The organism is Aeromonas sp. s11 (assembly GCF_040907945.1).
In the GTDB taxonomy this organism is placed as follows: Bacteria; Pseudomonadota; Gammaproteobacteria; order Enterobacterales; family Aeromonadaceae; genus Aeromonas; species Aeromonas veronii.
Window position 1 is genome coordinate 13,024 of record NZ_JBFOCU010000024.1, and the last position, 14,522, is coordinate 27,545.

The following is a 14,522-nucleotide window of genomic DNA, read 5'->3' on the forward strand; positions in this document are numbered from 1 at the left end:
GCTGCCACCCCCTTGGTCGGGATTGCTGCTCTGGCTGTTCTCTTCGGCGCGCTGGCCACCGGCACCAATCAGGAATTGACGGCGAATGGTGCCGTAATCTTCCAGATCCAGCTCCACTGCCAGCCCGTGGGGCAGTACGCTGCGCTGGGTCCACTCCTCTTTCCAGTTGCCCTTGTCGAAGAAGTAGAGGCGAAACGCCGTGACTCCCGCCAGCACCGGCTGGATGCGCGGCTCGGTGCCGATCACCGGATCCGGATAGAGGTAGCTCAGGCGCTCCAGCTTCTGATCCTTAAGGCGCCAGCCGACCCGTTGCAGATGGGAGCGAGGCAGCATGCCGTCTGGGTTGAGCCAGCCGCTGCGCATAAAAGCCATACCCCAGTCATCGCTCTGCTGGCCGAAACGGGAGGCCGCCAGCAGCACCTTGTTGTTCTCTCCCTCGATGCGGCCGCTGCGCGGCACCATCTGGGTGACGTCTCGCTCCAGCAGGGTGAAGGCGAGCTGCAATTCGTTGAGGCGAGCCTCCTTGCGCTTGGCCACCTCGTCGCTGGTGAGCACCCCCTGCAGCACCTGATAAGCGCCCATGCTGAGAGTGGCGAAGATGGCGATGGCCACCAGCATTTCGAGCAGGGTGAAACCTGCGTGACGGACGGGGCGAGGCGTGCGGGCGGATAGCTGGGTCATCGGCTGATATAGGTCCGCATCATGGCGACCGGGTTCTCGGCCTTGGCCTCGGTACGCACTTCCATATCGAGTGCCCGGAAGTTGTTGTCGGCGGTGGCAACGCCGCGATAGCGCCAGTACCAGGTGCTGCCCGCCATCTGCTCATCCCCTTCCACCCAGCTGTCGCCGGGCCACTTGTTCTCGAGCTTCTGTTGCACCAACTGGTTCTCCACCACCCAGGTGGCGAGTGTCTTCTGCTCCAGATAGTTGAGGGCCGAGAGGTGTTCGCTGGCGGTTTTCATTACCGCGAGACCCGCGATGGCAAAGACCGCCAGCGCCACCATCACTTCGAGTAAGGTCATACCGCGGGCTTTCATTCGCTCACCTCTTCATCTTCATCGCCGGTGAGCAGGGTGAGGCGGCCGAACTCGTCCCCCTTGACGATGCGGGTGTAGCGGGCATCCTCATCCTGCTGGGTGAAGGTGAGCACGAACGGGCTCAGCTCGCCGCCCGGGAAGATCAGCAGCTGTGGTGTGCGCTCCTTCTCGTCGCGCTTCTGTTCGGTTTTCTCGTCGGAGTCCGGCTGCCAGCCAAAGCCTTCCAGCTCCAGTGTCAGCGTCATGTTCTCGGCCAGTTGCACCGGCCCAAGTTGCTTGTCGCCAGTCAGGGCCAGCCACTTGCGATCCTTGGCCTGACGCTGCATAAACTGCCAGCCGTTATCCTCGATACGAATGCCCACCAGCCGACCATCCATCACCGCATACTCCTGCGCCAGCTGCAGCGTCGCCATCAGGCGGCGCGCCTGCTTGTCCAGCTCCCGATCTCCTTTGGCTCCTCCCATGCTGAGGGTGACGGCGGTGGCCACCAGCCCCATCAGCATGGCAACGAGCAGCACCTCCAGCAGGGTAAAGCCGGATTGACGATGAAAGGAGAGAGAGCGCTTCATGCAGTCAGCTCACAAGGAGTGCGGTGGCGACATATCACTTATTGGAAATCCTTCAGGTTCCAGTTGCCGATGTCATCATCGGTACCGGCTTCACCATCCAGACCCATGGAGAAGATGTCGATCTTGCCGAACTGGCCCGGGCTCAGCAGCTGGTACGGGTTGCCCCAGGGATCTTGCGGCAGGCGTTTAATGTAGCCGCCATCGCGGTAGCTGCGCGGCGCCGGATCGATAGAAGGCTTGGTCACCAGCGCGTCCAGACCCTGTTCTGTGGTCGGGTAGCGGTTGTTGTCCAGCTTGTACATGTCGAGGGCGTTTTCCAGCGCCACGATATCGGAGACCGCTTTCTGCTGGTCAGCCTTCTCCTTGTTGCCCATCAGGTTGGGCACCACCAGACTGGCCAGAATGCCGAGGATCACGATGACCACCATGACTTCCAGCAGGGTAAAACCGGATTGACGACGTTTGTTCATGAGTTGCTCCGTAACGAATGAGATGGGATGGCCCATCAGAGAGTGATCACTGGGTGGGTTCGACGGGCCGCCAGCGGGGCTATCGAACGCCGGAAACTTACATATTCACCATATTGTTGAGCTCGAGCGAATTGACTGCAGGATCGACCGAAGTCATCTGCACGCCAGCATCATAAATTCACCATGTTGTTCAGTTCGAGGATCGGCTGCAGGATCGACATCACGATAAACAGCACCACCCCGGCCATGGAGACCACCAGCATGGGTTCGAACACCCCGAGGGCGATATTGACCTGGGATTCAAACTCCCGATCCTGGTTGTCTGCCGCCCGCTCCAGCATGCTGTCGAGTTCGCCGCTCTGCTCGCCGGAGGCGATCATGTGCAGCATCATGGGCGGGAAAATCTTGGTCTCGGTCAGCGACTTGCGCAGACTGGTCCCCTCGCGCACCCGTTCGGCGGCCTCGAGAATGCGCATTCTGGCAAAGTCGTTGGAGAGCACTTCGCCGGAGATCTTCATCCCCTCCAGCAGCGGCACCGCACTGGCATTGAGGATGCTTAACGTGCGAGCGAAGCGGGCGGTGTTGAGACCACGGCTGACACGGCCAATCACCGGCAGGCCGAGCAGCACCTGATGCCAGCGTCGGCGACGCTTTTCATCGGTGAGCCACCAGCGCCAGACAAAGCTGCCAAGGAATATCAGCAGCAGGAACCAGAGGCCGTAGGCCTGCATCAGTTCGCTGGTACCGATGAGAAAGCGGGTGGTGCCCGGCAACTGCTGGCCCATGTGTTCAAACTGGGCCACCACCTTGGGTACCACCGCGGTAAGCAGGATCGAGATAACCCCAATGGCGACGCAGGTGAGCACTATGGGGTAGATCATCGCCTGCAGCAGCTTGGTACGCATATGCTGGCGCTGCTCGGTGTAGTCGGCGAGGCGGTTGAGCACTTTCTCCAGATGACCCGACTTTTCACCGGCCGCCACCATGGAGCGAAACAGCTGGTCGAACACATGGGGAAAAGCCCCCAGCGAGTCGGCCAGCGAATAGCCTTCCACCACCTTGCTGCGCACGGTCGCCACCAGAGAGCGCAAGTGGGCCTTTTCGCACTGCTCGGCTACAGCTTTGAGCGCCTCTTCGATGGTGAGACCGGCCCCCACCAGGGTCGCCAGCTGGCGAGTGATCAGGGCCAGCTCGGCAGTGCTGGCACCGCGCCGAAACAGGGCGAAGCGGGTCGCTTCCCGTTTCGCCTTCTCGGTGGTCTCGTTCACCTCGAGGGGAGTGAGCCCCTGCTCGCGCAGCAACTGGCGTACCTGACGGGCGGAATCCCCCTCCATCACGCCGCTCTTGCTGCGCCCCTTGTTGTCGAGGGCCTTGTATTCGAATGCCGCCATCTCAATCTTCCCGGGTCACGCGCAGCACCTCTTCGAGGCTGGTTTGCCCCTTGAGCACCTTGTCGATGCCGTCACGGCGGATGCTGGGGGTGTGGCCGCGGATCAGCCGCTCGATGGCGAGCTCGCCGCTGGCACTGTGAATGGCTTCACGCACAGCTTCGTCGATCACCACCAGCTCGTGGATACCGGTCCGGCCACGGTAGCCGGTGTGGTTGCACAGCTCGCACCCGACCGGACGCCACACCTGCTGATCGGGAGCCAGCTCGATGCCCATGGCGAGGCGCTCCTGCTCGGTGATGGGACGCGGGGCGCGGCAATCGGGGCAGAGGGTGCGCACCAGCCGCTGGGCCAGTACCGCCAGCAAGGACGAGGAGAGCAGGAAGGGCTCGATCCCCATGTCCCGCATCCGGGTGATAGCGCCGATGGCGGTGTTGGTGTGCAGGGTCGACATCACCAGGTGACCGGTCAGCGACGCCTGTACCGCGATCTGGGCGGTTTCCAGATCTCGAATTTCCCCCACCATCACCACATCCGGATCCTGACGCAGGATGGCGCGCAGGCCGCGGGCGAAGGTCATGTCCACCTTGGTGTTGACCTGGGTCTGGCCCACCCCTTCGAGGTCATATTCGATGGGATCTTCCACCGTCAGGATGTTGCGATCCCGCGAGTTGATTTCAGACAGCGCCGCATAGAGGGTGGTGGATTTACCGGAACCGGTCGGGCCGGTGACCAGAATAATGCCGTGGGGCTTGCGAATAAGCTCGCTGATGATGGTGCGGTTGGCCGCGGTCATCCCCAGCTGCTTGAGCTCGAGGCGCACGTTGTTTTTGTCGAGCAGACGCAATACCACCCGCTCGCCGTAGCTGGACGGCATGGTGGACACCCGCACGTCGACGGCGCGGCCGCCGATACGCAACGAGATACGGCCATCCTGCGGTACCCGCTTCTCGGCGATATCCATTCGTGACATGACCTTGATCCGCGAGACCAGCAGTGATGCCAGCTTGCGATGGGGGCGCAGGATCTCCCGCAGTACCCCGTCGATGCGAAAACGAATGACCAGTGCCCGCTCGAAGGTCTCGATATGGATATCGGAGGCCTCCTCCTTGATCGCCTCGCTCAACATGGCGTTGATGAGGCGAATGATGGGGGCGTCGTCATCGGCATCCAGCAGATCTTCACTTTGCGGCAGCTCTTCGGCCAAGGCGAAGAAGTCCATCTCGTTGCCGAGATCTTCCATCAGCTGGCGCGCCTCGGAGGAGTCGCGCTGGTAGTGGGCCATCAGCAGCTCTTCGAAGGCCTCGTTGTCGAGCTGCTCCACCGCGAAGCTGCAACCCGCGACCCGCCGCACCTCGAGCAGGGCCTGCGGGGTGACACCGGGGCGGCACTGCAGCACGGGGGCGCCCTCCCGCTCAATCAGGATCACCCCGAAATTGCGGGCAAAGACAAAGGGGAGCTCGGGCAGTGGCGCAGGCCCGGCGCTTCCATCCAGATGGTAGGCACTCATCAGGGCTTACTCTGCACAAACGGGGTGGTGGTCTCGACAGTGTTCTGCTGTCTGCTCCGCATTTCGTTGATCTGCTTCTGGATCTCTTTTTGCAGCTCGGGCGACACCATCACATCCTGGCCATAGGCAGGCAATACCTGACGGGCGGGGGAGGTGAGATACCCCTCCTGCGAGGCGGCATTGAGCTGCTCGGCGCGGAACAGGCTGTATTTGTTGCTGGAGACACCGGTATAGACGTCCGCATCACGCAAGATGGTCGGCCGGATAAAGACCATCAGGTTGCGCTTGGAGGTGGTGTTGGAGGTGGAGCGGAACAGATAGCCCAGCACCGGGATATCGCCAAGCAGCGGCACCTTGGAGACCTGCTCCTTGGTCTGTTCGTCCATCAAACCGCCCAGCACCACGGTTTCGCCGCTTTTGACCAGCACCGCATTCTTGACGGTACGGGTATCGAAAGTGGGGCCAAGGTTGGCAGTACCGGTCGCCTGGGTCTGGGCGACGCTGGAGACCTCCTGCTCGATATTGAGCAGCACCGAATCCCCTTCGTTGATCTGCGGGGTTACCACCAGCTTGGTGCCCACCGTCTTGCGCTCGATGGTGTTGAACACTTGATCGCTGGTGGTGGAGCTTTGCGAACCGCTCTGGACCGGGACCTCCTGACCGACGTTGAAGGAGGCCTCCTTATTGTCCATGGTGACGATACTCGGGGTAGAGAGAATATCGTTCTTGGTATTGGAGGCCAGCGCCGTGGCCAGCATGGCCCAGTCGCCGTGATAGAAACCGGCGGCCATGCCGTTGAACTCTTTCAGCAGACCGGCAGCGGTGTCGGTCTTGCCATTCTGGTAATCCTTGCCCGCCGCAATGGCGCTGCCGAGGGGCAGACCGGAGTTGGTGAACTGGGTGCCGCCGCCGTTGGCATTGCCCCACTGGACGCCGAGGGTGAGGCCGTCGCCATCCTGCATCTCAACGATGATCGCCTCCACCAGCACCTGGGCGCGGCGGATATCGAGCTTGGCCACCACTTGCTCCAGTTCGGACATCACGTCCGGCTGGGCGGTGATGACCAGCGCATTGGTGGTCTCGTCAGCGGAGATGGCCAGCTTGCCACCGCCGATGCTGGCGCCACCTGTGGTTGCGCCGCCGCCCTTCTTGTCGGCCTCGATGCTGGAGCTGACCCCCTTGAGCACCTCGACCATGTCCTTGGCCTTGCCATATTTGAGGTAAAAGACCCGGGTGTTGCCCTGGCTTTGCAGGTCGCGGTCGAGCTGGCGCACCATCTGGATGATGCGGGCACGCGCTTTGGGCTCACCACTCACTACCACAGAGTTGGTGCGCTCGTCGGCCACCACCTTGGGGGAGAGCAGCAGGGAGGCGGTGCCGCCCTGGGGGTTGCCATCCTTGTTGAGGTTGGTCACCAGCCGCACCATTTCCCCCGCCGAGGCGAACTTGAGCTTGATGATGTCCACATCCTGATCGCCTGCGCGGTCGACCCGGTTCACCACTTCCACCAGGCGGTTGACCACGGCGGCTCGGCCGGTGATCAGCAGCACGTTGGAGGGCTCGTAGTGCACCACGTTGCCACCACCGGCGTTGTCGTTGAGCTGGCGCAGCAACGGCGCCAGTTCGCGGACCGAGACGTTGCGTACCGGCACGACTCTGGTCACCATCTCGTCGCCCATGCCCGGGTTGCTGCCATCCACCACCGGAATGGCGGAGGTCTTGGCATCCCGCGAGCGCAGCACCTTGAGCACCCCGTTGTCCATCGGCACCACGGCAAAGCCGTAGACGTCGAGCACGCTCAGGAAGAACTGGTAGTACTGCTCCTCATTGAGCAGGTCGTAGCTGCGCACGTTGATCTTGCCGCGCACCGATGGCTCTATGATGATGGTTTTATTGAGGTTCTTGCCCACCGTATTGATGAACTCTTCAATGTCGGCGTTCTTGAAACTGGCAGAGTATTCGGTGGCCCAGGCTGAGCCCGCCATCATCAGTGCCGCTGCGATAGTGGCCAGACGCCAGCTTTTCCCTTTAGTGGTCATTATTGGTACGACTCCAAATCATTATTCTGACAAGCGCACATAGATGTCGAACTGTTCGCCCTGTCGCTCGACGGTCACTGTCATTTCCGTTGCGCCAGCCATCTGCTGCATCGCCTGCATGGCTTGCATGTTGTCCCGTAAATCCAGCCCGTTGATGCTGATGGCCAGGTCATTGGCCTGCAGCCCGCTCTGGTTGAAAAACTCAGGATTGCTGCCCGGGTTGAGGCGATAGCCGGTCATGCGGCCATCCACCTGAACCGGTGAAATATTGAGGTAATCGGTGATCTTGCCCGGATCGGCCATCAGCTCGCTGCGCAGGGAGTCAAGGGGGGCGGCGTTGGTCTGCGGCAGCGGCTTGCCATACTCCTCGCCATCCAGCATCAGGGTCTCGTCGCGGCCATCCCGCTCGATGATCACCCGATCCGGATAGACCTGCCGGATCCGCGCCTGGGTGCCGTCAATCATGTCACCGACCCCGTAGGAGTTCTGGATGCCGGACATGGCGATGATGGCGATCGATTTGGCGGGATCCGAGCTGGCCAGCACCCCGTTGAGCTGGGCATTGAGCTGGGTACGCGGCGCATTGGCGGCCACGGCGGCTTTGGCTTGCGCCTTGGGGATCGCCTTGCCAAACAGCGCCAGTCGGCTTACCTCGCCCAGTTCAAGGCGCGGGTTGCTCTGGCCGCTGACCGCCACTGCGGAGGGTTGCCACGGTTGGCTGGTTTGCGGGCTTGCCAGGGTGAGCAGACGCCAGGTGAGGGCTGCGCTCTGCTGGGCCAGCATGATCAGCAGCGCCAGAAAGGCCACCTGGGTGACTCTGGTCATGGGAAGCCGCCGGCACTGGGCCAGCAGCATGGTCAAGATGTCATCCCTGAATCGTAGCGTCATATTAATCAACAAATTCCAGGCTCTGGGGCGGCTGCGTATTGTGTACGGCCAGTTGCTGTGACACAACGGGTCGGAGCGCGCCAAACCCTAAAAATGGATATTTCATCACACCGTAAACCTTTGAATGCTCACAAAAGTGGCACTCAGGTGAGGTGCATCCTGCTTGCCAGCGAACATCAGGGTACGGTACGTACTCACCCTCGCCAATCCTGCAGCGCCTTGAGGGTCACGCTCTGTCCGGCGACCTGCAGCACTATGTATTGCTGGTCGATGGTAGCGAGCACGACTCCCGGGGCGATTTCGCTCCCCTCCCGGTATTCCCGGCCATTGAGCACCACGGCCCGCTTGGCGGGGTTGGAGGAGAATACATGAGAGCCATAGCTCAGTTGCGGTACCTGCTGGCGCACCGATTGGGGTGCCGAGCCCAGCGCCATCAACTGGGCCGGTTGCACGTTGTTCTGGCCGGTGGGGTGTGGCGTCTCCTGCAATGGGGTTTCATTGAGGGCTTTCATCAGCTGCTCGGCCAGACTCAGCGCGGGGGTATTCCCCTGACTGGTTCCTTCGTTTTTGGCCACTGCTCTGGGTTGGACCACCGGCTCCGGCAGGGGCGGGGGTAGCGGACGGGTCACCATCGCCTTGGGTTCGACCCGCACGAAGGGTGGAGTGATCACCTCTTTCACCTCCACCTTCTCCTCGATGGGGCGCAGGTGGAGCAGATGCCAGCCATAGTTGGCGCCCGCCCCCAGCAACAGGGCCAGGGGGGCCAGCAGCCAGCCGATGCGGTGTGGGCTGCGCTCCTCTTCCCGGGGCATGGGCAAGCCCATGGCCGGAATATGGGCGGAGAGTTGCGGTTGCTGCGCACGGCGCAGCGCCTTGAGCAGGGTAGACATCAGGAGGCCTCCTCCAGTCTGGGCATGGGTTCACCGGAGAGGGCGTTGAGACGCAGCAGGGTGTTGCTGCCCGCGATGCCATCAGGGGTCAGCCCCTGATCCCGCTGGAACTGCTGCAGCTTGCTTTTGAGCTCGCCATCGAAACGGCGCACCTTGCGCTCGGGTTGTTGCAACGCACGGCTGAGGGCATTGTCGAGCCACTGGATCTGGGTCTGACCGGCATTGCTGGCGATCAGGCTGACGCCCCCTTTCGGCATGCGCCAGAGCAGGGTGTAGCTGCCGCCCCAGTTGTCGCTGAGCCACTGGCGATCCACCTGCCAGCTCTGGTCACCTATCATCAGGCTGGCCTTGTTCGGCCCCAGATTGACCAGGGTCGCATAGTAGAGGCCGCCAGTCTGGTCAGTGAGCGTGATCATGGCGGGATACTGCAGGGCGCGCAGCTCGTCGAGGCTTGCCTCTCCCTCCTGACAGCGCAGACCGGCACGGGGCGCGTTATCGCAGGTTGCCTCGAACGGTTCTGGTTCATAACCCCAGACCCGATAGAGATTCTGCATGGCGCTGTCGGAGTCGATGGCCTGATTGATTGCCTCGGTCAGCTGCTCCTGCTGCTCGGCGGTCTCGTCGATGGTGACCGGCACCTCGACCTTGACTACCGGACGGGTGGGGAACACGCCGAAAAATTGCCAGCCCCACCAGCCTGTGGCCACCAGCAGGGCGCCTGCCAGCATCACCATCAGACCGGAGACCCAGCTTCCTTCGTCCCGCACGCCATTGACCTCGAAGGCGGCCTGGCTGATATCGCGGTGGACAATCTTGTAGCTGCCACGGGCGAAGGCGGCGATCAGGGCGCGGTCGCAGATGAGATTGATGAAACGGGGGATGCCGCCACTCAGGCGATGGAGCGTCTTGATGGCGCGCGGGGTGAAGATGGGTTGCACACACCCCGCCACTTGCAGCCGGAAGCGGATGTAAGCATCCACATCGCTGTGGGAGAGCGGCAGCAGGTGATAGCGGGCGGTAATGCGCTGGGCCAGCTGGCGCAGCAGGGGTTGGCGCAGCATCTCTTGCAGCTCTGGCTGACCGATCAGCACCACCTGCAGCAGTTTTCGTTCGTCGGTTTCGAGGTTGGTGAGCAGACGCAGCTGCTCCAGCACGCCGGGCTGCAGGTGCTGCGCCTCATCCACCAGTACCACGCTGCGCTTGCCTGCCGCCAGGTTGGCCAGCAGGTGATCGCGAATAAGGTCGAATAGCCGCTTGATCCCGGCATCTTCGAGATAGGTGAGTTGAAACTCGTCACAGATGGCGGCCAGCAGATCCCGTTCGGTCAGAGAGGGGTTGAGGATATAGGCGATCTCGGTCTCGGCGGGGAGCTGTTGCAGCAGGCAGCGGGAGACGGTGGTTTTGCCGGTGCCCACTTCGCCGGTCAGCAGCACAAAGCCGCCGCCATCCTGCAATCCATAGTTGAGATGAGCAAGGGCTTCGCCGTGGCGCTCGCTCATATAGAGGTACTTGGGATTGGGCGAGATGGAAAACGGGTGTTCCGAAAGGCCGAAGAACTGTGTGTACATGAGGGTATTCTTTTGTAGCCGACGACAGATGAAAAATGTCTCCGGATGATAGCAAACCTCGCTTTCATTGGAAGCCATCATTGGTGCCGGAGGGCAAATTGCGGCCTTTTCCTGCCATCTTGTGATCCCGGTTGCGTCATTGGCACGAATCCGGATCACAAAATGACAAAAAACAGCTGTAAATAAAGGGAAATATCAATATGGGCGCGGCGTGGCAAAGGCCGTCAGCATGGTGCTGAATCGGCGATGGTCAGACTTGTTTGTGTACACTTTATGACACCGGTTGCCCTGTCAGCCATCAGGGCAAGCTGGTCAGCATGTAATTGCTCAGTGGTGATCCTGAAACTGCGCGGCAATCTCCCTGAACTGCGCTTCGCAGGCGAGAAACGCCGCGACAATGCCGGGATCAAAATGGCTGCCGCTCCCCTTCACGATGATCTCCTTCGCTTCCTCATGGCTGAAAGCAGGTTTGTAGACCCGTTTCGAGATGAGAGCATCGTAGACATCCGCTACCGCCATCAAGCGCCCGGAGAGGGGAATCGCCTCACCCGCCAGCCCAGCCGGATAGCCGCTGCCATCCCACTTTTCGTGGTGGGTGAGGGAGATCTCCCGGGCCAGTCGCAAGAAGGAGTTGGAGCCCAGCTGCGCCTCGGCACTCGCCAGCGCATCGGCGCCGATCTGCGGGTGGCGCTTCATGATGGCGAACTCCTCGTCGGTCAGCTTGCCCGGTTTGAGCAGGATGGCATCGGGAATGCCCACCTTGCCCACATCGTGCAGAGGGGCCGACTTGAACAGCAGGTCGATGGTGGCATCATCGAGCGGATAGCGATCCCAATCGCTGCGACTGAGGTATTGCGCCAGCGCCTTGACGTAGTGCTGGGTGCGAATGATATGGGCGCCGGTCTCGTTGTCCCGGGTCTCCGCCAGCGAGGCGAGGCCGAGGATGGCCACGTCGCGGGTCAGGTTGAGCTCGTCGCTGCGGGATTTCAGCTCGCCGATCATCTGATTGGTGCTGGCGGCGATAAGGCCGAACTCGTCATCCCGGGTGACCGGCACCCGGGCGTCGAAGTCACCACACTGCACTCTGGCCATGGTGCGGGTCTGCTGGCGCAGGGATAGGCCGAGATTGCGACCATAACCGTGAATAATGAGGGCGAGATAGCAGAAGGTCACCGTCATCACGAAGGCGATCTCCCACAGGATGTAGTGCTGGGCATCGACCCTCGGCAGGCTGCGCTCCACCGTCACCAGCCACTCCAGATCCTTGTTGAACAGCAAGAAGAAGACGCCCCCCAGCAGGGTGAGGGTCGCCAGGGTAAAGAGGGTGAACTTGCGTGGCAGCGGCATGGCCAGCGGGTGGCTCAGTGCCAGGCTCTGCTCGGCTTGCCGTGTTCTGGCCCGATTCCAATCCCGCTCCAGGGTCAGGTCGGCCGCCACCAGAAAGCCGAGGGTAGTCATCCCCAGCAGCACCTTGAGGTGACTCTCCAGCGGAAAGTCGTGAGCCAGTGCGTTGTAGCCCGACAGCAGCAGTGCTCCCAGCAGGTAGAAACCGACCTCCAGTCCGAACCCGTCCAGCCCGTTGCGCGGCAGGGGCCGCCTTGAGAGCAGCCAATTGCGTACGGCGAACATGATGGCGAACGTCACCAGGGTCGGCCCCAGCAACTGGGGCAGGGTGAGACTCTCGAGAAACGGGCAAACCTGCCAGCCATAGAGACAAAATAGTGACAGGGTTACCCCGTAGTGCAGGGCGCAGCGCCCCGTGATCCTCTGCATATTCCCACCCATGTTGCTGGTTATTGTTATGTCGGCGGGAGGCCCGCCATTACAGGCGCCGCAGCAGCAGGCTACCTATGGAGTAGCCAGCGCCAAAGGAGCACAGTACGCCGCGAGCTCCCGCAGGAAGGTCGCGATTGTACAGATGAAACGCGATGATGGAACCCGCCGAGCTGGTATTACCATAGCTATCAAGAATGACCGGCGCCTCCTGCTGGCTTGCATCGTGACCGAGCAGCTTGCGACCGATGAACTGGTTCATGGTGAGGTTGGCCTGATGGAGCCAGAGCCGGTTCAGGCTCTCGGCAGGCCAGCCCTGCTCATCGAGCTGGTTGGCTATCTGGTCGCACACCAGCGGCAACACCTCCTTGAACACCTTGCGCCCCTGCTGGCGAAACAGCTTGTCGTCGCCGTAGCGGGTGCGCGGGCTCAGCCGGTTCAGAAAGCCGAAGTTGTTGCGGATGTTGTTGGAGTACTGGGTCACCAGCTTGCTGGCCACCAGTTGCCACGGATTGGCCACCTTGCAATCGGTCTCCCGCTCCAGCAGCACCGCGGTGCAGGCATCACCGAAGATAAAGTGGCTATCACGATCGCGAAAATTGAGGTGCCCCGAGCAGATCTCCGGATTGACTACCAGCGCCACGTTGGCGGTGCCTGCCGCCAGCATGTCGGCGGCTGTCTTGATGCCGAAGGTGGCGGACGAGCAGGCCACGTTCATGTCAAAGGCCATGCCGCTCGCCCCCAGATAGTGCTGCAGCTCGATGGCCAGCGCCGGATAGGGGCGCGGCATGTTGGAGGCGGCGACGATCACCAGATCGATCTCGCCGGGCTCGCGACCGGCGGCGATCAGCGCCTGCTCGGCGGCGGCCACTGCCATCTCCACCATGATGGAGGGCATCTCATCGGGCCGCTCCGCCAGCAGCGGCTGCATGATGTCGGGGTTGAGCACCCCCTCGCGGCTCACCAGATAACGACTCTTGATGCCGGAGGCCTTCTCGATGAACTCGCAGCTGGAGTGCTGTTTGGCGGGAAGTTGGCCGGCGTCGATGGCGGAGGCGTTCTCCTCGTTGTAGAGATCCACATACTGGTTGAAGGCGGCCACCAGCTCTTCATTGCTGACGGCAAAGGGTGGGGTATAGAGGCCTGAGCCACTGATCACGATAGAGGTCATCTTTGCTCCTCGCCGGGTGCGTTCCCGGCTTGTCGGTTTATAGGGTAGAGAGGGTTACAACTGGTCGATCGCCGCAGCGAGACCCGCCAGGGTCAGCGGATGCATCCGTCCGTCAACCACGTCATTCATCAGCTTGATGGAGGGATGCCAGAGCCACTCCCGCCGCGGGGTCGGGTTGATCCACACCAGTTTGGGAAAGTGCTGCTGCAATCGGGTAAGCCACACCTGACCCGACTCCTCGTTCCACTGCTCGACACTGCCGCCCGGCCAGGTGATCTCGTAGGGGCCCATGGTGGCATCCCCCACCAGGATCACCCGGTAGTCGCTGCCATAGGTGCGCAGCAGCCGCAGGGTATCGAACCGCTCCTCAACGCGGCGCTCGTTATCCTTCCAGACGAAGTCGTAGAGGCAGTTGTGAAAATAGAAGTACTCCAGATGCTTGAACTCGTGGCGCAAGGCGGAGAAGAGGCGCTGCACCTCGGCCACGTGGGCATCCATGGAGCCTCCGACATCGAAAAAGACCAACAACTTCACCCCGTTGTGGCGCTCGGGTCGCAGCTTCACATCGAGCCACCCTTGGCGGGCAGAGCTTTTTATGGTGTCGTCGAGATCCAGCTCGTCCGGGTTGCCCTTGCGCACCCAGCGCCTGAGTTTGCGCAGTGCCAGCTGGATGGCGCGCTGGCCGAGCGGCGAGTCATCGCTGAAGTTGCGATAATGTCGGGCCTCCCACACCTTGACCGCCTTACCGTGCTGCCCCTCTCCACCCATGCGCACCCCCTCGGGGTGAAAACCGCCGTGGCCAAACGGGCTGCTGCCACCAGTCCCCACCCACTTGTTGCCACCGGCGTGGCGTTCTTTCTGCTCGCTTAAGCGCTGGCTGAGGGTTTCAAGCAGCTTGTCGAGTCCGCCGAGGGATTTGAGCAACGCCTTCTCCTCTGGGCTCAACAGCCGTTCGAACTCCTTGCGCAGCCACTCCTCGGGCAGGCTCTCTGGCAGCAGGGGAGTGGCTTCCAGCCCTTCGTAATATTCGGCGAAGGCGCGATCGAAGCGATCGTAGTGGGCCTCGTCTTTTACCAGCAGGCAGCGGGAGAGCTGGTAGAACTCGTCCATATCGACAGCGACCAACCGGGCTGCCAGTGCGGCGTGCAAGTCCAGCAGCTCGCGCAGGCTGCAGGGGAGCTTGTGGCGGCGCAGGTGGGTAAAAAAGTCGATCAGCATG

At 61.8% G+C, this 14,522-nt stretch carries 12 protein-coding genes and 1 pseudogene; all 13 read right to left on the reverse strand.

Going from position 1 to position 14,522, the window contains the following annotated elements:
• Positions 1-33 precede the first annotated feature (33 nt).
• Positions 34-681 (reverse strand): annotated as a pseudogene (gspJ, locus tag AB5Y84_RS06500) (type II secretion system minor pseudopilin GspJ); the annotation flags it as partial.
• Entirely contained in the window at positions 678-1,037 is a 360-nt protein-coding gene (gene exeI, locus AB5Y84_RS06505; protein ID WP_021229089.1) for a GspI family T2SS minor pseudopilin variant ExeI, read from the reverse strand. The pseudogene gspJ and the gene exeI, both read right to left, overlap by 4 nt.
• Positions 1,034-1,606: a GspH family T2SS minor pseudopilin variant ExeH gene (gene exeH / locus AB5Y84_RS06510; protein WP_021229088.1), complete on the reverse strand. Its 573-nt coding sequence runs from the start codon at positions 1,604-1,606 to the stop codon at positions 1,034-1,036. Before exeH ends, exeI begins: the two co-directional genes overlap by 4 nt.
• Positions 1,607-1,644: 38 nt before the next feature.
• Positions 1,645-2,076: a GspG family T2SS major pseudopilin variant ExeG gene (exeG, locus tag AB5Y84_RS06515; RefSeq protein WP_005338297.1), complete on the reverse strand. Its 432-nt coding sequence runs from the start codon at positions 2,074-2,076 to the stop codon at positions 1,645-1,647.
• Between the two features lie 170 nt (positions 2,077-2,246).
• Complete coding sequence (gene exeF, locus AB5Y84_RS06520) at positions 2,247-3,467, reverse strand: GspF family T2SS innner membrane protein variant ExeF (RefSeq protein WP_021229086.1); 1,221 nt, start codon at positions 3,465-3,467, stop codon at positions 2,247-2,249.
• 1 nt (position 3,468) lies between these two features.
• The gene (exeE, locus tag AB5Y84_RS06525) at positions 3,469-4,974 is read right to left on the reverse strand and encodes a GspE family T2SS ATPase variant ExeE (RefSeq protein WP_075115638.1); all 1,506 of its coding nucleotides are present in this window, start codon (positions 4,972-4,974) and stop codon (positions 3,469-3,471) included.
• Positions 4,974-7,013, reverse strand: coding sequence for a GspD family T2SS secretin variant ExeD (gene exeD / locus AB5Y84_RS06530; protein WP_005338294.1), 2,040 nt, complete (start codon positions 7,011-7,013; stop codon positions 4,974-4,976). Before exeD ends, exeE begins: the two co-directional genes overlap by 1 nt.
• 21 nt (positions 7,014-7,034) lie before the next feature.
• Complete coding sequence (exeC, locus tag AB5Y84_RS06535) at positions 7,035-7,868, reverse strand: GspC family type II secretion system variant ExeC (RefSeq protein WP_368176705.1); 834 nt, start codon at positions 7,866-7,868, stop codon at positions 7,035-7,037.
• Positions 7,869-8,095: 227 nt separating this feature from the next.
• Positions 8,096-8,791, reverse strand: coding sequence for a GspB family T2SS assembly factor variant ExeB (gene exeB / locus AB5Y84_RS06540; RefSeq protein ID WP_368176609.1), 696 nt, complete (start codon positions 8,789-8,791; stop codon positions 8,096-8,098).
• Positions 8,791-10,359 carry an ExeA family protein gene (locus AB5Y84_RS06545; protein ID WP_368176610.1) on the reverse strand — a complete coding sequence of 523 codons (1,569 nt, stop codon included), beginning with the start codon at positions 10,357-10,359 and terminating at the stop codon, positions 8,791-8,793. Before AB5Y84_RS06545 ends, exeB begins: the two co-directional genes overlap by 1 nt.
• 327 nt (positions 10,360-10,686) lie before the next feature.
• Positions 10,687-12,132 carry an HD domain-containing phosphohydrolase gene (locus tag AB5Y84_RS06550; RefSeq protein ID WP_069526330.1) on the reverse strand — a complete coding sequence of 482 codons (1,446 nt, stop codon included), beginning with the start codon at positions 12,130-12,132 and terminating at the stop codon, positions 10,687-10,689.
• A gap of 49 nt (positions 12,133-12,181) precedes the next feature.
• Positions 12,182-13,303, reverse strand: coding sequence for a beta-ketoacyl-ACP synthase III (locus AB5Y84_RS06555; protein WP_144715958.1), 1,122 nt, complete (start codon positions 13,301-13,303; stop codon positions 12,182-12,184).
• Positions 13,304-13,357: 54 nt separating this feature from the next.
• On the reverse strand, positions 13,358-14,521 hold the full coding sequence (locus AB5Y84_RS06560; protein ID WP_368176611.1) for a VWA domain-containing protein: 1,164 nt from the start codon (positions 14,519-14,521) through the stop codon (positions 13,358-13,360).
• Position 14,522 lies beyond the last annotated feature (1 nt).